We start from the raw sequence: 23,391 nt of genomic DNA on the forward strand, positions 1-23,391 counted from the left end.
GTGGATGGAGTCGTGGTCGTGAAGGGGCGGTCGTCCGGGAGCGGCAGGGGCGGGAACGGTGCGGGAACGTTCTCACCCGGTGATGCGCCGCCCTGTTCCCTTCCGGCGTCGTCACCGGGAAGGCCGGACCGTTCCGGCCGTCGACCGGCGCGACGGCGTGGAGGGGGGCTGAGGTCCGGCGTGCCGTTCACGCCCGTGCCGAGCGGGACTTCTTCTCCCCGTAGCCCAGGCGGGACAGCTCGGTCTTGGCCACCGACCGGATCTCGGTGTGCTGGTCGGTCGTCAGGCGGGTGCGGGACGGCGGACCGGCCGACTCCTCACGGATCAGTTCCACGGCCGACACCCGCGCCCCGGTGAAGGCCCGCAGCTGCTCCGCCGTCTCGACCTCCTTGCCCGCCACATCCTCGTAGCGCAGCGTCATCAGCCGCTCGGCGTCCAACTCGCCCCGCAGGCGGGCCGACAGCCGCACCGCGCCCCGCCAGCGCATCGCGCACTTGGCGGTGTCGGAGAGCGAGGTGTACCCGTCGCGCTCCTCTTCGTCCTCCACCCCGTAGAAGGGGTGGGGCGGCTCGCCCTCCATGCGGACGGCGCCCGGGCGGAACCAGGCCAACGACCGCTCGTCGTCCAGCATCTCCGCCACCACGTCCCGGCCGTCCCTGATGATCTGCACGAAGGCGGCGTCGGGGAAGGCGGCGCTGAGCGCGGGCGCGCTGTAGAGCAGGTCCGGGCTGGCGTCGCCGTAGGCGGTGATCCCGCCGGCGTGGCGGCACGGGGACGCCGCCTCGCGCGCCGGGAAGCGGGTGCCCGGGCAGAACGGGCAGTTGGGCGGGGTCAGGCTCCACGCCTCGGCGAACGCGTCCCGCAGCAGGGCGGAGGTGCCCGAGGCGCGCTCCTCGGCCAGCGAGGGGCGCCGCGCCACCGTGTAGACGGCGTTCATGACGGCCGTGTGCCCGGCCCTCACCAGGAAGCCGGGCGCACGGCCGAGTGCACGGGCGAGCAGGTCGGTCCCCGAGTGGGGGGCGCCCAGCACGAACACCGGGCGCCTGACCTTCGTCCCGTTCGCGACGAGGATGTGCGGCGGCTGCTTCATGTAGGTCGATTTTTACACTCTTTGCCGGACTCTGCCGCGCACCTCGCCGCCGTTTCTCCCGTCCGATCGGCGTCGCCGCTGGTCAGCGGGGGGAGGCCGATTCGGTCGGGGGTGTCTCCCGTGTCACATCCGTTGCCGTTCGGTCGCCGGTCCGTGCCCTGGCGGCGGTGTCGGCGGGCGCGGCCGGCTCCTTGAGGAACCAGGTCATCGCCGCCGCGATCAGGTAGAGCACCGCGAAGGAGATCACCACGCCGCCCGCGCCGAAGGGCACCAGCAGCAGGCTCACCAGTGCCGGCCCGACGAAGGTGGCGCCGCCGGCGCCGAAGTTCAGCAGCGCCATCGCGCCGCCCTTGTTCTCCGGGGCCAGCGAGGGCAGCAGCGCCGAGATGGGCACGAACCCGGCCAGGGTCGCACCGTACATGGCGCCCACGATCAGGGCCAGCCAGTAGTAGTCGGCGCCGAAGGCCATCGGGACGTAGTACAGCAGCAGGATGGTGGCCGAGCAGCCCAGCGCGCCGAACCAGAAGATCGTGTGGCGCCAGCCCAGGCGGTCGCTGACGAGGCCGAAGATGAGGTTGAAGAAGATGTTGGTGCCGTAGATGACCGACACCAGCAGCAGCCAGCGGCCCTCGCCGAAGCCGATGTCCTCGGCGAAGATGCTCGGGAAGAGCACAAGCATGCCGAACTGGGGCGCGGTGTTGATGATGCGCACCACGGTTCCCATGCCCACGCGCGGGTTGCGCCAGGCGATCGCCATGCTCGACATCAGGCTCTGCACCGGCTTGACGCCCTCGGGGGCCATGCGGGAGTACCCGGTGCGCTCGCGCACCCCCAGCAGGCACACGGCGCCGCCGAGCGCGATGACGCCCAGGGACAGCCACAGGGTTCCGTAGTGGCCCAGGACGGGGTTGGTCCCGCTGGCGACGAGCGAGCCCAGGGTCGGCAGGCCGCCGGTGAAGGCGAAGTAGAACCAGCCGACGGCCGCGCCGAGCCGCACCGTGGGCGCCACCGCGGTGATCCAGACCAGGAAGCCGAAGGCGAACATGGGGTAGCCGAAGCCCCGCAGGCCGTAGGCGGCCAGCATCATCGGGTAGTTCTGCGAGGCGGCCGCCAGCAGGAAGGCGACGTGGAAGACCAGCCAGATGCCCAGGCCGATCATCATCACCCGGCGCGGCCCCCACAGCTGGGACAGCGCCCCCGAGAGCCACGAGGCGATCATGACCGCCACGCCGTAGACGGTGACGGCGTAGGAGGCGTGCACGTCGTCTCCGGCGCCGTTGGCGGCCATGAAGGGGGTGATGAAGCCGGACTCGATGCCGTCGCCGATCATGAAGATCAGCAGGCCCAGGTAGCCCAGCGCCAGGGGGACGGGCACGCCGACCCGGTCGAGCCACCGGGAGAGCGCGCTCGGGGCGGGGGAGGCCGCCGTCGGTGAAGTTGCGGTCATGTGTCCTCCAGGTGAGATCCGGAGCACATCATGGACCTTGTTAACTTAACGCGCAATATGTGAAAGCGAAATCCTTCCGCGGGGCGTCCCGAGGCCCGCCCGGCGCCCTGCGGTGCGCCCTCACAGGGGGGCGACGTCCACCGGCAGGTGCTGGCGGGCCTCCTCCACCAGGTCGGACGGGGCGCCCTCGTCCACCACCAGGCGGTGGTAGTCGGCCAGCGGGGCCAGCCGGTGCAGCGCCGGCCGGGGCATCTTGCTGGAGTCCATCAGCAGCACCCGGGTGCGCGCGGCCGCCATCATCGCGCGCTTGACCATGATGATCTCGGGCTCCTGGTGGTAGGTGGTCTCGGCGGTCATCGACGAGGTCGACAGGAACGCCGCGTCCACGGTCAGCCGCTCCACCGCCTCGATGCAGGCCATGCCGTTGAAGGAGTCGTGGGTGGAGGAGTAGTCCCCGCCCAGGCAGATCAGCCGCACCTCCTCGGCGCCCTTGAGCACCTCGATGGCCTGCAGGTAGTTGGTGGCCACAGTCAGCGGCCCCACCTGTGGCAGCAGCCGCGCCACCTCCAGCGCGCTGGTGGAGTCGTCGAGCATCACCGACATGCCCGGCTCGACCAGCTCGACCGCCCGGCGCGCGATCGCCGCCTTGGCCTCCACGTGCACCTGGCGCCGGTACTCCTCGTTGCTCTCGAACACCGTCGAGGGCAGCGCCGACACCCCGCCGCGGAACTTGCGCAGCAGGCCGCGCCGGGCCAGCTCGTCCAGGTCGCGGTGGACCGTCATGAGGCTGACCCCGGTCAGCTCCACCAGCTCGGCGGCCGATGCCGACCCCCGGCTGATGACGTAGTCCGTGATCCGCTGCTGGCGGATGTTGCGGGAGCGGGTGCTGCCGCTCGGCGTCTCCTTGTTCATGGGGTCCAGGATCGCGCATCGGGGCGGGACCGCGTGCGATGCGGCGCCGGATCGGTGGTGACAAATAACAGAAGGCGTGTTAATTTCCCGTTGAGTTTGTGAGAGGGGTTGCTGACATGGCCTTCGCCGCCGTGGTGTTCGACATGGACGGTGTCATCGTGGAGAGCGAACACCTGTGGGAGGAGAACTGGACGGCCTACGCCGCCCGGCACGGCGTGCGGTGGACGCCTGAGTACACCGCCGCCTGCCAGGGCAAGAGCGCCCCCGAGTGGGCGGCCTACCTGGCCCGGGCCTGCGGCGTCCCCGACCGGGCGCCCGAGGCCGAGACGGCCGTGGTGGACGGCCTGGTCGCGGCGGTCGCCGAAGGGCGCGCCCCGCTGCTGGAGGGCGCCGCCGCCATGGTGCGCGACGCCGCCGCCCGGGTCCCGGTGGCCCTGGCCTCCTCGGCCGCCCGCCCGGTGATCGACGCCGCGCTGGAGGCCCACGGCCTGGCCGACGCCTTCACCGCCACCGTCTCCAGCGCCGAGGTGGCCCGGGGCAAGCCCAGCCCCGACGTGTACCGGGAGGCCGCCTCCCGGCTCGGCCGCACCGGCGCCGAGTGCCTGGGCGTGGAGGACTCCAGCAACGGCATCCGCGCCGCGGCCGCCGCGGGGCTGACCGTCATCGCGGTCCCCAACCCCGCCTACCCGCCCAAGCCCGACGCCCTGGACCTGGCCGCCGAGGTCGCCGACGGCGCGGTCGCCGCCCGCGGCCTGCTGCTGGCCCGCCTGGACGGCGAGCGCGAGACCGAGGGGGTGCACCGATGACGGTCCTGGGACGGGCCGCGACCTTCAAGCGCGACTGGCTCGACGGCTTCGCCACCGCCTACGGGCGCACGGTCCGCAAGGTCCCCGGCGCCTACGGGGTGGTGGCCCGCGAACGCCCCCGCACGGGCAAGGTCGCCGTGGTCATCGGCGGCGGCTGCGGCCACTACCCGGCGTTCGCCGGGCTCGTCGGCCCCGGCCTGGCCGACGGCGCCGTGGTGGGCGACGTGTTCACCAGCCCCAGCGCCGAGCAGGTCTACCGCACCGCGCGCGAGGCCGACGACGGCGGCGGGGTGCTGTTCGGCTACGGCAACTACCAGGGGGACGTGCTCCACTTCGGCCTGGCCGCGCGCCGCCTGGCCGCCGAGGGGATCGACTCGCGCACGGTCCTGGTCACCGACGACGTCGCCAGCGGCCCCGCCGAGCAGGCCGGGCGCCGGCGCGGCGTCGCCGGGGACTTCTTCGTCTTCAAGGTCGCCGGAGCCGCGGCCGCGCGGGGCGACGACCTGGCCGGGGTGCACGCCGCCGCCGAGCGGGCCAACGCCGCCACCCGCACCTTCGGCGTCGCGTTCGGCGGCTGCACCCTCCCAGGGGCGGACGGGCCGCTGTTCACCGTGGACGACGGTGCGATGGAGCTGGGTCTGGGCATCCACGGCGAACCCGGGGTGCGCACGGTCGGGCGCCTGGGCGCCGAGGAACTGGCCGACGAACTCGTCGACGGCCTCCTGCCCGAGCTTCCCTCCCAAGGGCGCGTGGCCGTCCTGCTCAACGGCCTGGGGCGGACCAAGTACGAGGAGATGTTCACCGTCTGCGCCCGGGTGCACGAGCGCCTGGCGGGCGCCGGGCTCCTCCCCGTGCACACCGAGGCGGGCGAGTTCGTCACCTCCCTGGACATGGCGGGCCTGTCACTGTCGGTCATGGTGCTCGACGACGAACTGGCCGAGCTGTACGCCGCGCCCTGCGACACCCCCGGCTACCGCAGCACCGGCGCGCGCCTGGAGCCGGTCGAACCGGTCCGCACCGTCGATGCCGGACTGGAGCGCCCCGACGACCAGGCCGCCGCGGGTCCGGTCGACCGTGCGCTGAGCGCGGCGATGGTCCGCCTCGAAGAGGCCGAGGACGAGCTGGGACGCCTGGACGCCGTCGCCGCCGACGGGGACCACGGCCTGGGCATGACCCGGGGCATCCGGGCGGCCGTGGCCGCCGCGCGCGCGGCCGAGGCGGACGGGGAGCCGGTCTCCGGTGCCCTGCTGGCGGCGGGGACCGCGTTCGCCGACGCGGCGGGCGGCGCCTCCGGGGCGCTGTACGGGGTCCTGCTCGCCGAGACCGGCGCCGGCCTGGAGGGGAATGACGCCGCCGGCATCACCCCGGGCGCGCTGGCCGACGCCGTCGACCGGGCCGTGGCGGCCTTCACCGAGCTGGGCGGCGCCCGCCCGGGCGACAAGACCATGCTCGATGCGATCGACCCGTTCCGCGGGATCCTGCGCAAGGGCGCCGAGGCGTCCCCTCCCGGTGCGGGCGCGGCCGAGGCCGCCGCCTGCTGGGCCGCGGCCGCCGAGGAGGCCCGGGAGGCCGCGCTCGCGACCGCCGGCCTCACCCCCGCCAAGGGCAGGGCGGCCCGCCTGGCCGCCCGCAGCCACGGCCACCCGGACCCCGGGGCCACCTCCTTCGCCCACCTGGTGACCGCCGTGTCCGAGGTGGCGCTGAAAGCGGCGGCCGCACGGACCGACGGGCCCGCGACGACCGGGGCGCAGGGCGAGGGGAGCCGGGGGTGACCCGCCCGCTCGACCCGGCCCCGTTCCGCCGGGGCGCGGCGAGGGCCGTTCCGGGCCGGCGCACCCTGGCCCGCTCCGGTCCGGTGGGCGATGGCGTCCGCCGGGAGGGAACGGCGTCCGGTGGTCCACGCCTGCCCGGCGGGTGGGCGGTCCGCCGGCCGGGGGGCCGTGAGTCGGCAGGGGGCCGTGAGGCGGATCGACGCGGCTCCGTGCGCAGTCCCCTCTTCCCCGTCTTGATCCCAGAGGTGGGAAGCGACACCACTCCGGCGGCCACCGCCCCGAGCACGGCGCGTGCCCCTTCCGGTCGGCCTTCGGCCGCCCGGCGAAACGGGGCCACGCCCCTGACCGGCCCCGCCCCTCCGGCGCACGCGCCCCGGCATCCGTCCCGGCACCCGCCCCCGAAGCGGCGGGCGCCGCGACCCGAACGACCGACCAGCAGCATGAGACGTCTTCCCCCGGCTCCGGCCGGGGACCGCCTTGGAGGTGACCGATGACCGCGGAAACGCACACGGGAGCACCGGCCGACGCGGCCGGCGGCGACGGCGGGGCGCGCCCCCTGCGCGTGGTCGTCGCCGCCGACAACGCCGGCGTCGGGCTCAAGGACCGCCTGCGCGACCTCATGCGCGCCGACCCCAGGGTCGCGAGCGTCGAGGACGTCGGCGTCACCGACGCCTCCGACGACCTGGCCTACCCGGTCCCGGCCCTCGAAGGGGCCGAGCGCATCGCCCGCGGGGAGGCCGACCGCGGGGTGTTCGTCTGTGGGACCGGCATCGGCGTGGCGATCTCCGCCAACAAGGTGCCCGGCATCCGCGCGACCGTCGCCCACGACTCCTACTCGGCCGAGCGGTCCATCAAGTCCAACAACTGCCAGGTCATCACCTTCGGGGCGCGTGTGATCGGCCCGCACGCGGCTGAGAAGATCCTCACCGAATGGCTCGGCCACACCTTCGACGAGAACTCGCCGAGCGCGGAGAAGGTCGCCCGCATCGACTCCTACGAAGCCGGCCGCGCCTGAGTCGGCCGCACGGCAAGAGAGGCACCACCTTGCGCATACTCGCTGCTGGAGACGAATTCGTCCGCACCGACCTGCTCGCCGATGCGGTCCGCGCCGAGCTCGGCACCGCCCCCGGTGCCCCGGGCGCCCCCGAGGTCTCCCGTCTCGACCTGCCCTGGCCGGTCGAGCCCTTCGGGCCCGTGGGCGGCGTGCACGAGGCGAGCGGCACCGAGGAGCAGGTCATCGACGCCCTCAAGGGGGCCGAGGTGGCCGTGACCCAGATGGCCCCCTTCACCGAGAAGGTCTTCGCCTCCGCGCCCGGCCTGCGCCTGGTGTCGGTCTGCCGGGGCGGGCCCGTCAACGTCGACCTCAAGGCGGCCACCGCCGCCGGGGTCGCCGTCACCTACGCCCCCGGGCGCAACGCCGCCGCGGCGGCCGAGTTCGCCGTCGGCATGATCCTGGCCGCCCTGCGCCGCATCCCCGGCTCCTCGGCCGAGCTGCTGCGCGACGGCACCTGGCGCGGCGACCTCTACGCCTACGACAACGCCGGCGTGGAGCTGGAGAACAGCACCGTGGGCCTGGTGGGCTACGGCGCGATCGGCGCCCGCGTGGCCCGGGTGCTGGTCGCCTTCGGTGCGCGCGTCCTGGTCAGCGACCCCTACGCCGACCCCGGGCAAGTGCGGGCCGACGGCGCCGAGCCCGCCGACCTGGACGACCTGCTGCGCCGCAGCACCGCGGTGAGCCTGCACGCCCGGCTCACCGACGAGACGCACCACCTGATCGGCGCCGAGCGGCTGGCGCTGATGCCGCACGGCGCCGTGCTGGTCAACACCGCGCGCGGCGGGCTGCTCGACTACGCGCCGCTGCCCGGGGCGCTGCGCTCGGGCCGCCTGGGCGCCCTGGCCCTGGACGTCTACGACGTCGAACCGCCGCCCGCCGACTGGGCCCTGCGCGACGCGCCCAACGTGATCGCCACCCCGCACCTGGCCGGGTGCAGCCGCCAGACCGCCGAGCGCGCGGCCCGCATCGTCGCCGCCGAGGTCGGGCGCTACAGCCGCGGCGAGGCCCAGGCCCACCTGGCCAACCCCGACGTCCGGGACCGGCCATGATCATCGGGGTGGACATCGGGACGTCGCTGACCAAGGCGGTGGCCTTCGACCGGCACGGCGCCTCCGTCGCCCAGGCCGGCGCCGCCAGCGGCCTGGACCGCCTGCCCGGCGGCCGGGTCGAGCAGGACCTGGAGGAAGTCCTGGGCACGGTGGCCCGGGTGGTGCGCGAGGTCGCCTCAGGGCTCCCCGCCCCCGTCACCGCCCTGGCGCTGACCGGGCAGGGCGACGGGCTGTGGCTGCGCGACGAGCGCGGCCGCGCCGTCCGCCCCGCCGTGTCCTGGCTGGACGGGCGGGCCTCGGCGCTGGTCGCCAAGTGGCACCGGGACGGCACCGCCCGCCGGGTCTTCGCCCGCACCGGCTCGGGGGTCTTCCCCGGATGCGCGGCGGCGCTGCTGGCCCACTTGGACGCCGAGGAGCCCGAGTCGCTGGAGGCCGCGGCCGTCGCCGGGTACTGCGTGGACGCGGTGGCCCAGCGCCTGACCGGGACGGTGGCCGTGGACGTCTCCGACGCCTCGCTGCCGTTCCTGGACCCGCGCACCCGCCGCTACGACGACGAGGCCCTGGAGGCGTGCGGGCTGGGGCACCGCCGCGGGCTGCTCGCCGAGCCCGCGGCTCCGGGGACCGTGCTGCACCTGGACGCCGCCGGATCCGCACTGCTGGGCCTGCCCGAAGGCCTGCCGGTCACGGCGGGGCCGTTCGACATGCCCGCCTGCGCCATGGGCGCCGGGGTCCGCGAGCCGGGCGACGGGGTGCTCATCGCGGGCACGACGCTCGCCTGCCAGGTGCTCCGGTCAGGGCCCGCGTTCGACCCCGACGGCGAGCCCGCGGGCATGATGCTGGCCCTGCCCGACCGCGACCGGTACCTGCGGGCCATGGCGGCCATGGTCGGCACCGCCGGACTGGACTGGGCGTGCGAGCTGGTGGGGGTCGGGGTCGAGGACGCCGACGCGCTGCTGGCCGAGTCCGGCAGGGGCGCCGGGGGAGTGCGGGCGCTGCCGTTCCTGGCCGAGTCGGGGGAGCGTGCACCGTTCGTCGACTCGGCGGCGCGTTCCCGCTTCACCGGTCTGAGCCTGCAGAACACCCGGGCGGACGTGATCCGGGCGCTCTGCGAGTCGGTGGCGTTCGCCGCCCGGCACTGCCTGGAGGCCGCGGGGCTCGACGGGAACCTGTACGCCTGCGGGGGCGGGGTGCGCTCCCCTGAGTGGACGCGCATCTTCGCCGATGTGCTGGGGCGCCCCATCACCATCCCCGACGACCCGGGGGTGGGTGCGCGCGGGGCGGTGATCGCGTGCGCCCGCGCGCTGGGCGAACCGGTGGACGAGGAGCGCTGGTGGGCGGCGGCTCGAACGGTCGAGCCGACCGAGGAGGGGACGGAGTTCTACCAGAACGCCTACACCGAGTACCGGTCCTCCCTCGACCTGGCACGCACCGCCTGGGCCGCTTAGCCGGCTGAAGGACAGGCCCTTCTCCCGGCGGGAGGGGCCTGTCCCTTCGCGACGCTCAGGTGGGACGCCCACCGGGGGCCGGACGTCGCTCCCGCCGGAGTGGTATCGCTTTCGCGGTCGGGGCCGACTTCCGCCGGTCAGGGCGCAGGGAGAAGGCGCCGCCCATAGGAGACGGCCTACGCGCCAGCTGTACTGGCCGCTGAGGTCGGTTACACCGACCCCGGTCGAGACGAACGAAGAGGACCTCCGGTGTCGGTGTGGATGTCTGACGTCCCACCGCCCCGGAAGGCCCTCGATGCCCGGCACTACCCACCACATCGCCAAACCGGCCCCCAACGGGCGCCTTGCCCTGGCCCGCTGCATCGTCGAGCGCGGATGGCCCCTGCGCCGGGCCGTCGAGCGCTACCGCGACCGCGGCACGGCGGGCATGGCCGGGTGCTGCGTTGTTCCCCGGACAACGGGCGCCTTCCGTTTCACGGGCCCGGGGACTGCTCCGGGATGTCCGCTCCGGGGCCCGCTCGTCGTTCGCAGGGCTCGGTCCGTAGTGTGGTCGCCCCAGGTCCGGCCGGCCGGTGAGGCCGGCGCTGAGACGAGCGGTGAGGCGTCCGGAAGCTCTGCCGTTTCGGGGGTGAGGGCGGTCAGGGAATCCCGCACCGGCGGTCGCCGGGGCGGTGGAGCGGTGGCAGAATGGGCGCCGCCTCGGCGGCGGCCCCTTCACACGACCGCCGTTCGGGCGTCCCCGGCGTCAATCGGAGAGCGGTGGAGACCCATGGCCGACGGACCGACCCTCGCGGCGGCTGAGGCGATGATGAGCGGGGCCGAGCGGGTCGCCGTGCTCACCGGCGCGGGGATCTCCACCGACTCCGGGATCCCCGACTTCCGGGGCCCGCAGGGGGTCTGGACCAAGGACCCCGCCACGGCCGCGATGTTCGACTACGACACCTACATGTCCGACGCCGACGTCCGCCGCAAGGTGTGGCTGATGCGCCGCGACCACCCGGCCTGGGACGCCGAACCCAACGCCGCCCACCACGCGCTGGCCGACCTCGCCGGATCGGGGCGCCTCAGCGGTCTGATCACCCAGAACATCGACGGCCTTCACCAGGCGGCGGGCGTCCCCGACGACCAGGTCGTCGAGGTCCACGGGACCATGCACCGGGTCGTCTGCACGGCCTGCGGCCTGCGGACCCCCGCCCCCGAGGTCCTGGAGCGCCTGGACGAGGAGTCCGACCCGCACTGCCTGGAGTGCGGAGGGATCCAGAAGTCGGACACCATCTCCTTCGGACAGAGGCTCGATCCGGACGTGATCGAGGAGGCGGCGAAGGCCGCCGAGGACGCCGAGGTCTTCGTCGCCGTCGGCACCTCGCTGACCGTCCATCCGGCCGCGGGCCTGTGCGACGTCGCCCTGAGCGCCGGTGCGACCCTGATCGTCGTCAACGCAGAGCCGACCCCCTATGACGAGGCGGCCTCCGCGGTCCTCCGGGACCCGATCGGCGAGGTGGTCCCGGCACTGGTGCACGCCACCACCTGAGGCCGTCGAGCCGATCGGAGCCCGCGGCGCACGCTGCGGACACGGCTCGGACGACCGGCCGAGCGCACTCGGCGCCCGTCCGGTCGACGAGGATCTCCCTCCATCCCGGGCCCGGCCGTCGACGATGGCCGGATCCCGAATCGTCGGTGACGGTCACGCATCGGCCCGGCACAGGATGGTCCTCAGAGCCGCGACCAACCCCTCCTCATCGGCCGGGGCCGACGTCCTCCAGGCGATGAAGCGGTCCGGGCGCACGAGGGTCGCGCCCTCGGCGGAGATCCCGTAGAGCGAACGCCAGTGCCCTCGCGGGTCGGTCAGCGCGGTCCCTGAGCCGGGGGTGCCCACCACTTCGGCGCGGAGCGGTACGCCCAGCAGCCGGGAGGCGCGCTCGGCCGCCGGCACCCACGCGGGGTCCTCGGAGAGGAGGACGAAACCCCTGCCGAACAGGTCGAGCACCGGCAGGGACGTCCCGTCGCGCTCCAGCCACACGTGCGGTGCGTGCGAACCGGGGCGCCCCGTGGGCGCGGCCGGGTCCTCGGTCAGGGCGCCGTCGTCGCCCTCCTCGCGCACCACCGCGCCGTCGGGGACGCGGTAGCCCAAGAGCAGCCGCTCGGGCGGGACGGGCTCGGCCTCGGTGCCGTCGGCCAGGTGCGGTGACTGCCGCCGCACCAGGTTGGCGTACTGCTGGTCGGCGATCATCCGCCCATAGGGTCGGCGCTCGGCGTCGTGCGAGTCGAGCAGCCCCGGACCCGCCCAGCCCTGCACCACCGCCGCCAGCTTCCAGGCCAGGTAGAAGCCGTCCATCACGGCGGTGTTGCCCCCCTGCCCGCCGTGCGGGGGCATGGTGTGCGCGCAGTCCCCGATGAGGTGGACGCGCCCCAGGCCGAACCGTTCGGCCACCGCGTGCGCCGTGCCGGTGGTGTCCTTGGCGAGGACCTTCACGTCCAGGTCGGGGATGCCGGCGGCGAGCCGCACCTGCTCCGCGCACTCGGCGTCGGTGTAGTCCTCGGCCCTCTTCCCGGACTCCGGGTCGTGCCCGAAGGCGCAGGCGTAGCGCCCGGGGGCGTCGGTGGTGGTGAACACACCGCCGCCGCCTGCCATGTCGGGGTTCTGCAGGTAGTGGAGGCTGAACTCGCGCCCTTGGATCGCCTCCTCCAGGTCGGCCTCGACGATCAGGGCGAGGGAGGCCGAGATGGTGCCGCGCCCCGGGGCACCGATGCCCAGGGCGTCGCGGATCCCGCCCCGCCAACCGTCGGCGGCGACCAGGTGCCCGGCGCGGACCCGGTATCCCTCACCTGTGGCCAGGTCGTGCAGGTGGGCGACCACGCCCCCGTCGTCCTGCTCGAAGGAGTCCAGGCGGGTGGAGAAGCGGACCTCTGCGCCGAGGCCGCGGGCGCGCTCGATGAGGATCGGCTCGGTGCGCTCCTGGCTGGCCATGCCCATCCGCTCGGGGGTGATGTGCGACCAGTCGGGCCAGTCCTCGCCGATGATCTCGTGCAGGACCGGCCCGGTGAGGGTGCGGGCGATGACGATGGACATGGAGCGGCCGGCGTCGAACCCGGCCGCGCGCACGGCCTCGGCGACCCCGGCGATGCGCAGCGCCTCCATCGTGTGCCAGGACTGGCCGCGGGCCTTGGGCTGGTCGGCGGGGCCGGGGTGGCGGCTGACGGCCAGCGCCCGCACCCCGTGCAGGGCCAGGAACATCGCCGCCGAGGCGCCGGCCAGGCCGGCGCCGACGATCAGGACGGGGGCGTGCTCGGTGCGTGTCATGGCGGACCTCGCGATCGGTGACGAACATTGTTCGATAGACGAATACTGTTCTAAAGGCGAACACCGTTCGTGGCAAGGGGTGTGCCGGATCGCGCAGGGCCCCGAGGGGCGGCGGAGGAAATGAATGGCGCAGGCCACCTCGTTGGTGGTGGTGCCGCTGGTCAGCCTGGTCTACCTGCTATTGGTCGACTAACGGCTCACCCTGCTCGCCCTGGTCCCGGTGCTGCTCGGCACCGCGCTCCACCTGGTGCTCATGTCCGAGGGCGGGCGCCGCGACCAGCACGCCCTGGACGCTGCCATGGGGCGGATCGCCGGATCGGCCGTCGAGTTCGTCGAGGGGATCTCGGTCCCTACACGATCCGCGGCCACTGACGTGCGCCCGAGCACAACCGGCTCCGTTACACCGAGGACGGGTACTTCCGGACCGGTGACCTGGTGACGCGGACCGCCGAGGGGTACCTGGAGGTGGTTGGGCGCATCAGCGACGTGGTCGACCGAGGAGGCGGGAAGGTCCCGGCCAAGGAGCTGGAGGATCAGCTGTGCGACGACCCCCGGATCGCCGCGGCCGGGGTCGTGGCCCGACGTGCTGATGGGGGAGAGCACGTGCGCGGGCGTGGTGCCCCGGGACGCCGGGGCGCCGCCGACGCTGCGCGAGGTGCGGTCCGCGCTGGCGGCGCGCGGTGTCGCCGCCTACAAGCTGCCGGACCACCTCGTGGTCCGCACCGACCTGCCGCTGGCCCCGGTGGGCAAGACGGACAAGAAGGCGCTGTGGGCCCAGGTCCTCGGCGGTGGGGCGTCCGGGTGAGCCAGGTCTTCGGTGTCCGGCCCCCTGTGATGGGCGGACGCCGTGGCGCGGCGGGCCTGCGACGGGGTCAGGCGCGGCCGAGCAGCCCGTCGACCACCGCTTCGAGTCCCTGGCGGTAGGTGTCCCGGACGCGGCGCGCCTGTGCCCGTCGGACGAGACCGTGCGCAATCGTATCTCCTCGATGGTGGTGAAGTCGGGGGCGCGCAACCGGGTCGACGCGCTGCGCATCGCCAGGGAATCGCACTGGATCTGAGCCCTCGTCCGTCCGGCGCCGACCGCTCCCTGACCGCGGAATGGCGGTGCCGTGCCCCGCGGCACCGCGGAGCGGGGCCGAACGGTGTTCGCGCCAGTACACTGTTCGCCGTGAACGCGTCACCGTCCGCCTCCGGCTCTTCGGGGCCGGACAGCCCCACGGTCCCCGTGCCGCCGTGGCGCAAGGCGCCGCGTCCGACCGCCCGGCGGCCGCTGAGTACCGCCGCGGTGGTGGAGGCGGCGCTGCGGATCATGGCCGAGGAGGGGCCGGCCGGTGTGACGATGCGCCGTGTCGCCCAGGCCCTGGACACCGGGCCGGCCTCGCTCTACGCCCACGTGCGCGACAAGCAGGACCTGCACGAGCTGATGCTCGACGAGGTCTTCGCCGGCGTCCCGGTCCCCGTCCCCGACCCGGCCCGCTGGCGGGACCAGCTGCGCGAGCACGCCCTGCTGCAGCTACGGGTGCTGATGGAGCACCCGGGGTCGGCCGAGATCGCCATGCGCACGGTGATCCCGACCACGCCGCGGCTCCTGGCGCACATGGACGCCCAGCTCGGCATCCTGCGCGCGGGTGGCATGGGTCCGGAGGCCGCGGGGGCGGCGGGCGACCTGCTGGCGCTCTACGGCACCGCGTTCGCCTTCGAGCAGGAGGTGCACGGCGGCCTGGCCTCGGGGGCGGGAGCGGAGGACGTCGCCCGCAGGGTCGGTGAGATCACGGGCTACCTCCGCTCGCTTCCACAGGGGATGTTCCCGCACCTGGCGGCGGTGATGGCGGGCCTGTCGCCGGAGCGCGGCGACGTGATGCGCACCTTCGAGTTCGGCCTGGACGCGATCATCGCCGGTATCGAGCGCGCGGCCGAGCGTGACAAGGATCGCGAGACGGAACACGCGGTAGCAGAGCGCGGCACGGAGCGCGGGACCGGGGCCTGACCGGCGGCCGGTGGCGCACGCGCCACGCGCCGGACGCCGAGCCGGGCCGGGCCGGGGAGCGCTCTCAGTCCTTCCGGGCGCCGCGGGTGATCTCCTCGGGAAGGTCGTCGAACCAGGCCAGCACCGCGCGTTCGTAGTGGATGCCGAAGCTCAGCGTCGCGGCCGCGTACGGGTCGGACATGCCCTCGGCCTGCCCCTCGTACTCGGCGAGGCGCTCGGCGTGCAGCGCGCGGTGGTGCTCGACGGCCGCGGTGAGGTGGTCGCGCGGGATGTGCCGGCCGAGGGTGAGCATGAGCAGCAGGGGGAAGCGCACCGCCTCCTCGCCCGGCATCGCCGCGCTCCAGTCGGCGAAGGCCGTGCGGCCCGCCTCGGTGATCGCATAGGGGCGCCGGTCCCGCTTCCCGCGCTCGCCCTCTTCGACCAGCCCGGCCCGGGCCATCGTGGACAGCTCCCGGTAGACCTGGCTGCGCGTGATGGACCAGAAGTCGCCCATCAGCTGCTCGGCGGCGGCGACCAGGTCCCAGCCGGTCATCGGCCGCTCGTGCAGGAAGCCCAGGAGCGAGGCGGCCGTGTTGTTCAGCCCGTGCGGCGCGTCCTTGGCCGTCCGGCGTCCGTTCATGCGACACCCCCTTGACAGTCCACTGTGTCAGGTCCATTCTGAGGTAGCAACAGTCCACAGTGGACTGTCGCGGGGGGCGTGCCCGCCCTTCCACCGTGCCGGGGGTCCCATGCACACGTTCCTGCTCGTCCTGCACATCGCCGCCGGCACCGTCGGCCTGGCGGCCGCCCTCACCGCCCTGACCGCGCGCAAGCGCCGCGGTCCGCACACCGTCGCCGGCCGCGTCTTCGGCGCGACCGTCGTGGCGGTGGCGGTGACCACCTACGCGCTCCTGCCGTTCGCGCCCGCGATGTGGTGGCTCGGCATCATCGCGACGGCCACCCTCGCAGCCGGGGCGGCCGGGGTGTACCTGGCCTGGCGCAGACCGGTGCGCGGCTGGTACAGGGCCCACCTCGTGCTGATGATGTCCACGGTCATCGCCTATGCGACGCCGGTCGCGGTGCAGTTCTCCGACGGCGCCGTCCTCGCCTGGCTCCTCCCCACCCTCGTGGGGTCCCCGCTGGTCGTCTACCGCTCGATGGTCGCCGCCGGCACGGTGCGCCCCCGGCACCGGGCGCTGATGCCCTGGCGCCGGTCCCCCGAGCGGCGGCCGGTCGCGGGTGCGTGAGGGACCGGAGGCCGTCCACGAGGACAGGGGGACGCCGGACAGGCGATGCTCACCTCGCCGCCATGGCCGCGGGCGCGCCCTCCCGCGTAGGTTGTCCGCGTCGCCCGGGCGAGACGACCGCCCGAACGGCGACCGACGTCCGGATGACAAGGGAGTCCGGGCCCGAGCGAAGAGGTGTTCCGTGAAGAGAGTCGCCTACCGCGTCGCAGCCGCCCTCGGAATCGTCGACAAGCAGCGCCTCACCCGGCCCTACATCTACTACTGATCCCTCCTCACCTTCCGCTGAACCGCGGCGCGGGGGCGAGCCCGGCCCGCGCGCTCTCCGACCCCCGCGGCACGCGCCCCGCACGCACCCCGCGCTCCGTGCACCGGCCCGCAGCAGGAGGTGGGATGCCCGCCCCGCCCACACCTTCCGCACCGTCCCCGCACGACCGCCGCCCGCCGGGCCCCTCCCGCGCAAGCGGCGCCGCCAACGCCGCCGACTTCGCCGTCGACCCCCTGGGGTTCCTGACCCGCTGCGCACACGAGTACGGGGACACCGTCGCGCTCACCCCGGCGAACGTCCTGCTGGCCCACCCCGATGACGTCGGCCGCGTGCTGGTCGACCGCGACCGGGCCCTGGTCAAGGTGCGGCCCGGGGAGCGCCGACGGAGCGGAACCGGCTTCCCGCTGGCCATGATGAACAGCGAGGGCGAGGACTGGGAGCGCAAACGGCGCCGCCTGCAGCCCGCCTTCCGCAGCGAACGGCTGGTCGGCCTCCGGGCCTGCGCCCGGGACGCCGCCGCCCGCACGGCCGACTCCTGGACCGAGGGCCAGACCGTCGACGTCCACAAGGAGATGTCCCGGCTGGCGATGCGGGTCGGAGCCGTGCACATCACCGGGCGCCCCCTCGGCGCCGACGCCGACGCGCTCGCCGACGCCGTGGCCGCCGTCATGCGCCTCACCGCCGGCGCCGTCCGGCTGGGGGGGGGGGNCCGGCTGCCGGCGTGGATGCCCACGCCGGTCAACCTCTCCCTGCGCCGCGCCATGCGGGCGCTGGACTCCTCCCTGCGGCGGATCGTCGGGGAGCACGAGCCCGACGGCGGCGCCACGGCCCTCGGCAGGCTCGTCGAACAGCGGCCCCGCGCGCCCTTCGCCGAGATCCGGGACGAGCTGGCCACCCTGCTGATGTCGGGGTACGAGACCACCGCCGACGCCCTGACCTGGCTGGTGCACTGCCTGGGCACCGCCCCCGAGGCCGACGCCGGCCTGGCACGCTCCGCGCGCGGGGCGGGCGCCGACGGCTACGCCGCCGCGGCCGCCAAGGAGGCGATGCGCCTGTACCCGCCCGCGTGGGTGGTCAGCAGAGTCGCGGTGCGGCCCGTCGAGTTCGGCGGGTACCGGCTCCCGGAGGGGACGGTCATCGGCCTGAGCCAGTGGGTCACCCACCGCGACGCGCGCTGGTTCCCCGAGCCCGACCGCTTCCGCCCCGAACGGTGGCTGGACGGCGCCGGACCCGCCCGCCGCTATGCCTACTTCCCCTTCGGTGCCGGGGCGCGCGGGTGCCTGGGCGCGTCCATGGCCCTGAGCGAGATCGAGGAGATCGCCATCGAACTGCGGGCCCGGGTGCGCTTCGAACCGGTCGACCCCGACGGGGTGCGGCCCCGCGCCACCCTGGCTCTGCAGCCCAGAGGCGTGTGGGCCCGCGTGCGCAAGGAGCGTCCGGGAGGAGCGCGATGGTCGGGGTGATCGGCGCCGGGTTCGGCAGGACCGGGACGATGTCCCTGCACACCGCCCTGGCGCTGCTCGGATTCGGCCCCGTCTTCCACATGGGGGAGCTCTACGACCGCCCGGAGCGCCTGGGTGCCTGGCGTGATGCCGCGGCCGGGCGCGAATCGGTGGGCCGCGCCGTCGCGGGCTACGCCTCGACGCTCGGCTGGCCCGGCTGCGCCTTCGTCGGCGACCTGGTGCGCGCCTTTCCCCGGGCGCGTGTCGTCCTGACCGATCGCGATCCCGAGGCCTGGTACCGCAGCGCCTACCGCACTCTGTACCTGAGCCGGTTCGACGAGCAGGGGAGGCGGCGCCGCCTGGAAGGCGACACTGCACAGGTCGCCGCCTTCGCCGAAGAGCTCATCTGGGACGGCGCCTTCCACGGCCGTTTCGAGGAGCGATCCCACGCGCTGTCGGTCTTCTCCGAGCACCGGGAGCGCGTGATCGCCGCCGTTCCCGGGGACCGCCTGCTGGTGTTCCGGGCCGAGGAGGGATGGGGGCCGCTGTGCTCCTTCCTCGGAGTGCCGGTGCCCGGGACCCCCTACCCCCGGAGCAATGGCGCCGCCGACTTCCACGCGCGCGTGCGGCGGCGCATCGGCCGCCGATAGAAGACGCCAGGGGGCGGGAACACCGACGAACCGGCGGATACGGCCCGATTTTCTCACCGGCCGCGCCAACGCGTCCGGCGTGACGGGCGTCATACGTGATGATACGTGTCGCCTGTTGAGCGGAGAGTGAAGGAATGGCGGATTCGACCCCCCAGGTCACCAAGGCACGGCGTGCGGGGACGGCGGGGGGGGGGGGCNCTGGCCGCCACCGCACTGGCGGGTCCGGCCCACGCCGACGCGGCCCAGTGGCGCCAGGTCCACGGGGCGCCCGAGGACGGCGGCTCGTTCACCGCGGTCGCGGCGGCGGGCCCCGACGCGGTGTGGGCTTTCGGCGACGACAGCGCCCAGGGCCCCGGCGCCACCCGGATCCACCGGTGGGACGGCACCGAGTGGACCCCGGAGGGCGTCCCCGAGGGCGCGACCGTCGAGCCGGACGCCGCCGACGCGGTCGGCGGCCAGGTGTGGGCGGCCGGCACCACCCCCGGCGGTCAGGCCGTGGTCCTGCACCGCGACGGCGGCTCCTGGACCGCCCCGCGGATCGACCCCGCCCTGCACCCCACCGATCTGGCGGCCGCCGATACCGACGCGGTCTGGATGCTGTCCCGGCCGGTGGACGGCTACGACCGCGCGGTGTTCTTCGACGGCGAGATCTGGCGCGACTACCCGGCCCCTTCGGTGTCCCAGGCGGTGGCGGCCGCAGGGCCGGACGCGGTGTTCGCGGTCGGCTCCCGGGACGACGGGCAGCCCGGCGCCGAGCGGTGGGACGGCGAGCGATGGAGCCCCATGGAGGTCCCGGAGGTGGACCTGCCCTCCGGCGAGTCCGACGCGGTCTTCACCGACGTCCTCGCCCGCTCGGCCGACGACGTCGTCGCGGTGGGCCACCTGTTCTGGAAGGACGGCGAGGACATGAACCACTACCGGCCGCTCGTCGGGCGCTACGACGGCAGGGAGTGGACGGTGGAGACCGGCGGGGAGTCCGGCTCCTACACCGCGGTGGCCGACGCCGGAGACGGCGGCCTGTGGGTGGTGGACCGCGGGTGGAACCCGGTGATGGTGCACGTCGCCGCCGACGGCACCACCACCGGGCAGCCGCTGTCGGACGAGAAGTACGACCTGTCGATGGCCGACGTGGCCACCGTCCCGGGCGGGGGAGCCGTGGCCGCCGGGACCGCCTTCGAGCAGGGCGACCCGGACGTGTTCACCGACCACGGGTTCGTCTACGGCACCGGCTCCTGGAGCGCAGCAGGGGAGTGACGTTCCCCCGTTCAGGGCCCGCCCCTGAGAGGGGCGGGCCTCCTGCTTCGCCGTCGGTGGCGGACGGGGAGGTGCCCGCCATCCGATACCGGCGCCGCAGGCGTCGTCCGGGAGGAGATCTCCGGGGGCGGCTCGACCGGCCGCAAGGACGGTCCTCTACACGTCCCCGGAACGGCCGCGCACGTCCGTGCCGGACACGTTGCGGTCTTCGACGGCGATTCCCCCGGGGCCAGGCGGGTCGGAGATCCTCGGGTCCAGCTCGCCCAGGCTCCGCCGGTAGATTTCCAGGGCGGGGTGGCAGTGCTCCAGGGTCGGCTCTAGGCCCAGGAAGGGGGCGGGCGGGGGCAGGTCGGCGATGGGCAGTCCCGAGGAGAGGAGCTCGCGGATGTTGCGCACCCGCCGCCGAGGCGGTGGGACCCGATGACCCCCTGCTGCTCGTAGTACCGCAGCGACCTGCGGCTGACCCCGATAGGGGCCGAAGGGTCTCCGATCTTCACCGAATCGACGTACATACCCTGGGAGCCCTGGGAGTTGACACGGGTGTCAGATTCAGCCCCGGGCCGTGCACATTTGGCGTGGGGCACATCCTGGGTAGGGGAGGGGCACCGGTCGGCCGGACGGTGACCCCTGACGAACCCCGTCGGGAGTTCCCAGGGGCCCGGGCGCCGGATACTCTTCGCCGCACGGCGCCGGCGTGTGACGGCGCCCGACAGTGCGTGACGGTGCGCGCCGTGCGGGAGGAGTGCGCCGTGCGTGCAGCGCGCGGTGCCCAGCGAAGCACGGCAGAGGCGGAGGTTCCCGTATGCAGGCCAACGTCGGCGACAGGATCCTTATCCAGGGTAAGACCGTCGGTCAGGCGGGACAGGCCGGCGAGATCATCGAAGTGCGCGGCTCCGAGGGCGAACCGCCCTACCTCGTCCGCTTCGAGGACGGGCACGAGAGTCTCATCTTCCCCGGCCCGGACTGCGTGATCGAGGACTGACGGCCTTCAGGAGCGGATCGGGCGGCGCGGGAGCGGGCTCCCGGCCCTCGCTGGCACGGGGACCCGCCCGCTCCCGCGCCTGAGGCGGCCTCAGGCGCGTCCGTGGTAGCGCAGGTGCAGCCGGTGCACCCGCTCGGAGAGCTCGGGGGAGGGCCCCTCCACGGCCACTCCGGGCGCGACCTCCCGGATGGGCAGCGGCCGGACCGGGGGAGCGGGAAGGCCGAGTCCGGACAGCCACCCGGTGAGCTGCTCGCTCGAGGAGGCGTAGACGATCCGCCCCAGCCCCACCCACGCGTGCGCGGCCGAGCACATCGGGCAGTGCTCACCGGAGGTGTAGACGGTCGCGGCGGGGCGGTCCTCAGGCCGCATCCTCTCGGCGGCCCAGCGCGCGAGGGCGAACTCCGGATGGCGGGTGCTGTCGCCGTCGGCGGTGCGGTTGCGGTCCTCGGCCAGGACGACGCCGTCGCCGGACACCAGGACCGACCCGAACGGCTCGTCTCCGGCGTCCAGTGCCTCTTCGGCCAGGTCCACACAGCGGCGCAGGTGCCCGAGGTCGGTGGCGTCCATGGATGACCGCCTCTCGTCAGGGGCCGCTCGGTGCGGCCCGATCGCCAGAACAGTGGGAGAACAGCAATAGGGGCAGGGAGTCAGGAGGCATTCTGCCTCAGAAGGCGGCGTCGGTGCGGGACGGCGGCCCCGACGGCGGGGACGGGGCACGGCGGACGCGGAGCCCCGAGCGGAGAGCCGCGGTCACAGGGCGGCGGGCACCACGGGCGGGATGTCCGATTCGACGCTGTCACAGGCGCCCCCTAGTCTTCGCGGCGTGTCGAAATCCTCGTCTCCTTCCTTCGCCGACCTCCTCGACGACGCGGCCTTCCTCTCCCTGGAGCACCAGCTGCGGCTGGAGGACGTGGTCGGGCAGCACGACTGGCACGTCGACCTGCAGCAGCCGCGGTTCCGGTTCACCGGGGCCCAGGAGCTGGCCTGCACCGGGGTGCACCTGCTGGGCAGCGCCGCCCCGGGCCCCGGCTCCTGGCTCTGGGCCTGGGCCAACCCGTCCGGCTACCCCGAGGCGGTCACCGCGCTGAGCGCGGCCGTGCGCGACTTCGGCCGCGAGCACGGGATCCCCGAGCTGGCCGAGCCCGAGGTGCCCTTCGGGGCGCTCCCGGGGGCGCCCGACCACCCGCGGGTGGTCGCCGCCCTGATGACCGAGGCCGCGAAAGCCGTCGCGGGCCGCTGGACCTCCTACACCGCCGAGGTCGGCTCGGGGACGCACGCCTCGTTCATGATCGAGCACCCCGACTTCGCGCTCCCGGCCGCGGAGGGCCCACGGGTCATGCGGGTGATCCAGGAGGGCCTGTCCGGGCTCCCGCTGCGCGACGTGCGGCGCGCCCTGTACTCCTACGGCGTGCGGCGCGGGCTCACCGCCGAGTTCGACCCGTCGGGGAGCCGGCTCGACCTCTCGGGGACGGCCTTCCAGGCCACCGTCGGCTTCGACGAGCAGGGCCGGGTGTCGACCATCGACGGCAAGATGTCGGGCGGTGAGGCGGAGCAGGCCTGACGGCCCGCCCGCCGGAACCGTCCCGTGAAGCCGCCCGGCGAACGCGCATGCGGCCCCGGGGTGGCGGCGGGGGTCAGTCCCCGCCGCCACCCCCTCCTCCGTCGCCCGCACCGCCGTCTCCGTCCCCGCCTCCTCCGATGCCGCCGTGCCCCCAGGTGCCGCCGCCACCGCCCACGTGCGAGCGGCCGCCGAAGACGATGAAGGCCAGGGCCAGGCCGACCGCGCCCAGCCCGAAGGCGTAGAGCGGCCACAGCCCGTCCAGGGAGGAGTCGGCCTCCTGCAGGGTGGGCAGCTCAGTGTCGACGGCGCTCTCGGGCAGCACCAGGTCGACGCTCATCGCCTGCCCCGGACGCACCTCGTCCTGGGTGAACGACGCGCCCGCGCCGCTGGTGTCGGAGGAGGAGCAGGGGGAGGTGCTGCCGAGCACCCCGGCGTAGCAGTCGACGCCCTCGGGCCGTTCGGGCAGGTCGATCTCCACGGTGACGTCCCGGACCGGGAGCGACCACTCGCTGCCGACCGCGTTGAGGAACAGGCGGGGACTGTCGTCGTCCCGGCGGACCATCACGCTCTCGTAGGTATAGGCGACGGCGAAGGTCCGGGTACCGCTGAAGGGTTCGTCGCGCTCGCCGATGACGACCTCCGTCGCGTTGTTCCGCTCGTCGACCTCGATGGAGCGCACACCGTCGGTGTCCACCACCTGCACATCGCGCAGCCCGAGGTCGATCTCCCGTGAGCCGGCGATGCTCCCCCGGTGCGGGAGCCGCCGGCGCACGGGTGAGCCGTCGTCGCCGAAGTCGTAGGTCAGGCGCTCGGTGATGCGGACGGCCGCGTCCCGGCCGACGCGCACGTCCACGTCCAAGGCGACGATGGAGCGCTCTCCAGAGGCGCCGTCGGCTGCGTTCTCGTCCGAGGCCCGCGCCGGGGCGGCGGGCAGCGATGCGAACGAGGCGACCACGGCCCCGCACAGGGCGGTGGCGGTGACCGCCCGACGCGCGGAGCGCCGGGAGGCCGGGGCCGCGGCGGGTGCGAGGGGAGGGACACCGGTACGGACACGGGGGAGAGTGGAGTCCATGCCTCCTTAGATGCCCGGAAAGGCGTCCAGGTTGCGTGTTCCGCAGGCACCATCTCCCCGTGCTCCGTGTCGGGGC

Annotated in this window: 23 protein-coding genes and 1 pseudogene; 16 read left to right on the forward strand and 8 right to left on the reverse strand. The window is 74.4% G+C overall.

What is annotated here, in order from left to right; translation table 11 throughout:
- Positions 1-187: 187 nt before the first annotated feature.
- From D450_RS0126660 to D450_RS0126670, 3 genes are all read right to left on the reverse strand, one after another.
- Positions 188-1,090, reverse strand: a complete 903-nt coding sequence (locus D450_RS0126660; RefSeq protein ID WP_017541676.1) for a sulfotransferase family protein — start codon at positions 1,088-1,090, stop codon at positions 188-190.
- An 82-nt stretch (positions 1,091-1,172) separates the two neighbouring features.
- Positions 1,173-2,537: an MFS transporter gene (locus D450_RS0126665; protein ID WP_017541677.1), complete on the reverse strand. Its 1,365-nt coding sequence runs from the start codon at positions 2,535-2,537 to the stop codon at positions 1,173-1,175.
- A 120-nt stretch (positions 2,538-2,657) separates the two neighbouring features.
- Complete coding sequence (locus tag D450_RS0126670; RefSeq protein ID WP_017541678.1) at positions 2,658-3,449, reverse strand: DeoR/GlpR family DNA-binding transcription regulator; 792 nt, start codon at positions 3,447-3,449, stop codon at positions 2,658-2,660.
- A gap of 116 nt (positions 3,450-3,565) precedes the next feature.
- Between D450_RS0126670 and D450_RS0126675 the strand changes: the two genes are divergently transcribed.
- From D450_RS0126675 to D450_RS0126700, 7 genes and pseudogenes are all read left to right on the forward strand, one after another.
- Positions 3,566-4,255 (forward strand): HAD family hydrolase, encoded by a 690-nt coding sequence (locus D450_RS0126675; RefSeq protein ID WP_017541679.1) that lies wholly within the window; start codon positions 3,566-3,568, stop codon positions 4,253-4,255.
- Positions 4,252-6,027, forward strand: a complete 1,776-nt coding sequence (locus D450_RS0126680; protein ID WP_017541680.1) for a dihydroxyacetone kinase family protein — start codon at positions 4,252-4,254, stop codon at positions 6,025-6,027. The genes D450_RS0126675 and D450_RS0126680 overlap by 4 nt, the downstream gene beginning before the upstream one ends.
- Before the next feature lie 490 nt (positions 6,028-6,517).
- Positions 6,518-7,042, forward strand: coding sequence for an RpiB/LacA/LacB family sugar-phosphate isomerase (locus D450_RS0126685; protein WP_017541681.1), 525 nt, complete (start codon positions 6,518-6,520; stop codon positions 7,040-7,042).
- 29 nt (positions 7,043-7,071) lie between these two features.
- On the forward strand, positions 7,072-8,130 hold the full coding sequence (locus D450_RS0126690; protein ID WP_017541682.1) for a 2-hydroxyacid dehydrogenase: 1,059 nt from the start codon (positions 7,072-7,074) through the stop codon (positions 8,128-8,130).
- A complete protein-coding gene (locus D450_RS0126695) occupies positions 8,127-9,575 on the forward strand; it encodes an FGGY-family carbohydrate kinase (protein WP_017541683.1) in 1,449 nt (482 codons plus the stop codon). Before D450_RS0126690 ends, D450_RS0126695 begins: the two co-directional genes overlap by 4 nt.
- Before the next feature lie 295 nt (positions 9,576-9,870).
- Positions 9,871-10,005 (forward strand): annotated as a pseudogene (locus D450_RS35680) (IS481 family transposase); the annotation flags it as partial.
- A gap of 339 nt (positions 10,006-10,344) precedes the next feature.
- Positions 10,345-11,106, forward strand: coding sequence for an SIR2 family NAD-dependent protein deacylase (locus D450_RS0126700; RefSeq protein WP_017541684.1), 762 nt, complete (start codon positions 10,345-10,347; stop codon positions 11,104-11,106).
- Positions 11,107-11,259: 153 nt separating this feature from the next.
- Here D450_RS0126700 and D450_RS0126705 read toward each other — a convergent pair whose 3' ends face one another.
- The gene (locus D450_RS0126705; RefSeq protein ID WP_017541685.1) at positions 11,260-12,876 is read right to left on the reverse strand and encodes an FAD-dependent monooxygenase; all 1,617 of its coding nucleotides are present in this window, start codon (positions 12,874-12,876) and stop codon (positions 11,260-11,262) included.
- A 220-nt stretch (positions 12,877-13,096) separates the two neighbouring features.
- Here D450_RS0126705 and D450_RS34210 point away from each other — a divergent pair, with 220 nt between their 5' ends.
- The 3 genes from D450_RS34210 (at position 13,097) to D450_RS31425 (ending at position 14,863) form a co-directional block, all read left to right on the forward strand.
- Positions 13,097-13,315, forward strand: coding sequence for a hypothetical protein (locus D450_RS34210; RefSeq protein WP_017541686.1), 219 nt, complete (start codon positions 13,097-13,099; stop codon positions 13,313-13,315).
- A gap of 150 nt (positions 13,316-13,465) precedes the next feature.
- A complete protein-coding gene (locus tag D450_RS34215; protein WP_193789694.1) occupies positions 13,466-13,681 on the forward strand; it encodes a hypothetical protein in 216 nt (71 codons plus the stop codon).
- 363 nt (positions 13,682-14,044) lie between these two features.
- Positions 14,045-14,863, forward strand: a complete 819-nt coding sequence (locus D450_RS31425; protein WP_152520929.1) for a TetR/AcrR family transcriptional regulator — start codon at positions 14,045-14,047, stop codon at positions 14,861-14,863.
- 64 nt (positions 14,864-14,927) lie between these two features.
- On the opposite strand, the gene D450_RS0126725 is transcribed toward D450_RS31425, so the two are convergent.
- Complete coding sequence (locus D450_RS0126725) at positions 14,928-15,482, reverse strand: PadR family transcriptional regulator (protein WP_017541689.1); 555 nt, start codon at positions 15,480-15,482, stop codon at positions 14,928-14,930.
- Between the two features lie 109 nt (positions 15,483-15,591).
- Between D450_RS0126725 and D450_RS0126730 the strand changes: the two genes are divergently transcribed.
- From D450_RS0126730 to D450_RS0126745, 4 genes are all read left to right on the forward strand, one after another.
- The gene (locus tag D450_RS0126730; RefSeq protein ID WP_017541690.1) at positions 15,592-16,089 is read left to right on the forward strand and encodes a hypothetical protein; all 498 of its coding nucleotides are present in this window, start codon (positions 15,592-15,594) and stop codon (positions 16,087-16,089) included.
- Positions 16,090-16,270: 181 nt separating this feature from the next.
- The gene (locus D450_RS35685; protein ID WP_394296684.1) at positions 16,271-16,354 is read left to right on the forward strand and encodes a cittilin family RiPP precursor; all 84 of its coding nucleotides are present in this window, start codon (positions 16,271-16,273) and stop codon (positions 16,352-16,354) included.
- 125 nt (positions 16,355-16,479) lie between these two features.
- Positions 16,480-17,817, forward strand: coding sequence for a cytochrome P450 (locus D450_RS0126740; protein WP_017541691.1), 1,338 nt, complete (start codon positions 16,480-16,482; stop codon positions 17,815-17,817).
- The gene (locus D450_RS0126745; protein ID WP_017541692.1) at positions 17,805-18,446 is read left to right on the forward strand and encodes a sulfotransferase family protein; all 642 of its coding nucleotides are present in this window, start codon (positions 17,805-17,807) and stop codon (positions 18,444-18,446) included. The genes D450_RS0126740 and D450_RS0126745 overlap by 13 nt, the downstream gene beginning before the upstream one ends.
- A 1,410-nt stretch (positions 18,447-19,856) precedes the next feature.
- On the opposite strand, the gene D450_RS34220 is transcribed toward D450_RS0126745, so the two are convergent.
- Positions 19,857-20,096, reverse strand: coding sequence for a hypothetical protein (locus tag D450_RS34220; protein ID WP_017541694.1), 240 nt, complete (start codon positions 20,094-20,096; stop codon positions 19,857-19,859).
- Between the two features lie 406 nt (positions 20,097-20,502).
- Here D450_RS34220 and D450_RS0126760 point away from each other — a divergent pair, with 406 nt between their 5' ends.
- Positions 20,503-20,682: a DUF1918 domain-containing protein gene (locus D450_RS0126760; RefSeq protein ID WP_017541695.1), complete on the forward strand. Its 180-nt coding sequence runs from the start codon at positions 20,503-20,505 to the stop codon at positions 20,680-20,682.
- Positions 20,683-20,772: 90 nt separating this feature from the next.
- Here the strand turns inward: D450_RS0126760 and D450_RS0126765 are convergent, their stop codons facing one another.
- Positions 20,773-21,249 carry a nucleoside deaminase gene (locus D450_RS0126765; RefSeq protein WP_017541696.1) on the reverse strand — a complete coding sequence of 159 codons (477 nt, stop codon included), beginning with the start codon at positions 21,247-21,249 and terminating at the stop codon, positions 20,773-20,775.
- Between the two features lie 256 nt (positions 21,250-21,505).
- On the opposite strand from D450_RS0126765, the gene D450_RS0126770 reads away from it, so the two are divergent.
- On the forward strand, positions 21,506-22,243 hold the full coding sequence (locus D450_RS0126770) for a DUF6882 domain-containing protein (protein ID WP_017541697.1): 738 nt from the start codon (positions 21,506-21,508) through the stop codon (positions 22,241-22,243).
- A 73-nt stretch (positions 22,244-22,316) separates the two neighbouring features.
- Here the strand turns inward: D450_RS0126770 and D450_RS0126775 are convergent, their stop codons facing one another.
- Positions 22,317-23,315, reverse strand: a complete 999-nt coding sequence (locus tag D450_RS0126775; protein ID WP_017541698.1) for a DUF2207 domain-containing protein — start codon at positions 23,313-23,315, stop codon at positions 22,317-22,319.
- Positions 23,316-23,391: the final 76 nt, after the last annotated feature.

This window comes from Nocardiopsis halophila DSM 44494 (assembly GCF_000341245.1).
GTDB classification, from domain to species: domain Bacteria; phylum Actinomycetota; class Actinomycetes; order Streptosporangiales; family Streptosporangiaceae; genus Nocardiopsis_A; species Nocardiopsis_A halophila.

Bases quoted from the DNA above. Each gene is read 5' to 3' on its own strand.
- D450_RS0126660 (WP_017541676.1), bottom strand. From the start codon at position 1,090: ATGAAGCAGCCGCCGCACATCCTCGTCGCGAACGGGACGAAGGTCAGG.
- D450_RS34215 (WP_193789694.1), top strand. From the start codon at position 13,466: ATGGGGGAGAGCACGTGCGCGGGCGTGGTGCCCCGGGACGCCGGGGCG.
- D450_RS0126665 (WP_017541677.1), bottom strand. From the start codon at position 2,537: ATGACCGCAACTTCACCGACGGCGGCCTCCCCCGCCCCGAGCGCGCTC.
- D450_RS0126730 (WP_017541690.1), top strand. From the start codon at position 15,592: ATGCACACGTTCCTGCTCGTCCTGCACATCGCCGCCGGCACCGTCGGC.
- D450_RS0126760 (WP_017541695.1), top strand. From the start codon at position 20,503: ATGCAGGCCAACGTCGGCGACAGGATCCTTATCCAGGGTAAGACCGTC.
- D450_RS0126725 (WP_017541689.1), bottom strand. From the start codon at position 15,482: ATGAACGGACGCCGGACGGCCAAGGACGCGCCGCACGGGCTGAACAAC.
- D450_RS0126765 (WP_017541696.1), bottom strand. From the start codon at position 21,249: ATGGACGCCACCGACCTCGGGCACCTGCGCCGCTGTGTGGACCTGGCC.
- D450_RS0126670 (WP_017541678.1), bottom strand. From the start codon at position 3,449: ATGAACAAGGAGACGCCGAGCGGCAGCACCCGCTCCCGCAACATCCGC.
- D450_RS0126700 (WP_017541684.1), top strand. From the start codon at position 10,345: ATGGCCGACGGACCGACCCTCGCGGCGGCTGAGGCGATGATGAGCGGG.
- D450_RS0126695 (WP_017541683.1), top strand. From the start codon at position 8,127: ATGATCATCGGGGTGGACATCGGGACGTCGCTGACCAAGGCGGTGGCC.
- D450_RS0126675 (WP_017541679.1), top strand. From the start codon at position 3,566: ATGGCCTTCGCCGCCGTGGTGTTCGACATGGACGGTGTCATCGTGGAG.
- D450_RS0126680 (WP_017541680.1), top strand. From the start codon at position 4,252: ATGACGGTCCTGGGACGGGCCGCGACCTTCAAGCGCGACTGGCTCGAC.
- D450_RS0126775 (WP_017541698.1), bottom strand. From the start codon at position 23,315: ATGGACTCCACTCTCCCCCGTGTCCGTACCGGTGTCCCTCCCCTCGCA.
- D450_RS0126745 (WP_017541692.1), top strand. From the start codon at position 17,805: ATGGTCGGGGTGATCGGCGCCGGGTTCGGCAGGACCGGGACGATGTCC.
- D450_RS0126685 (WP_017541681.1), top strand. From the start codon at position 6,518: ATGACCGCGGAAACGCACACGGGAGCACCGGCCGACGCGGCCGGCGGC.
- D450_RS0126705 (WP_017541685.1), bottom strand. From the start codon at position 12,876: ATGACACGCACCGAGCACGCCCCCGTCCTGATCGTCGGCGCCGGCCTG.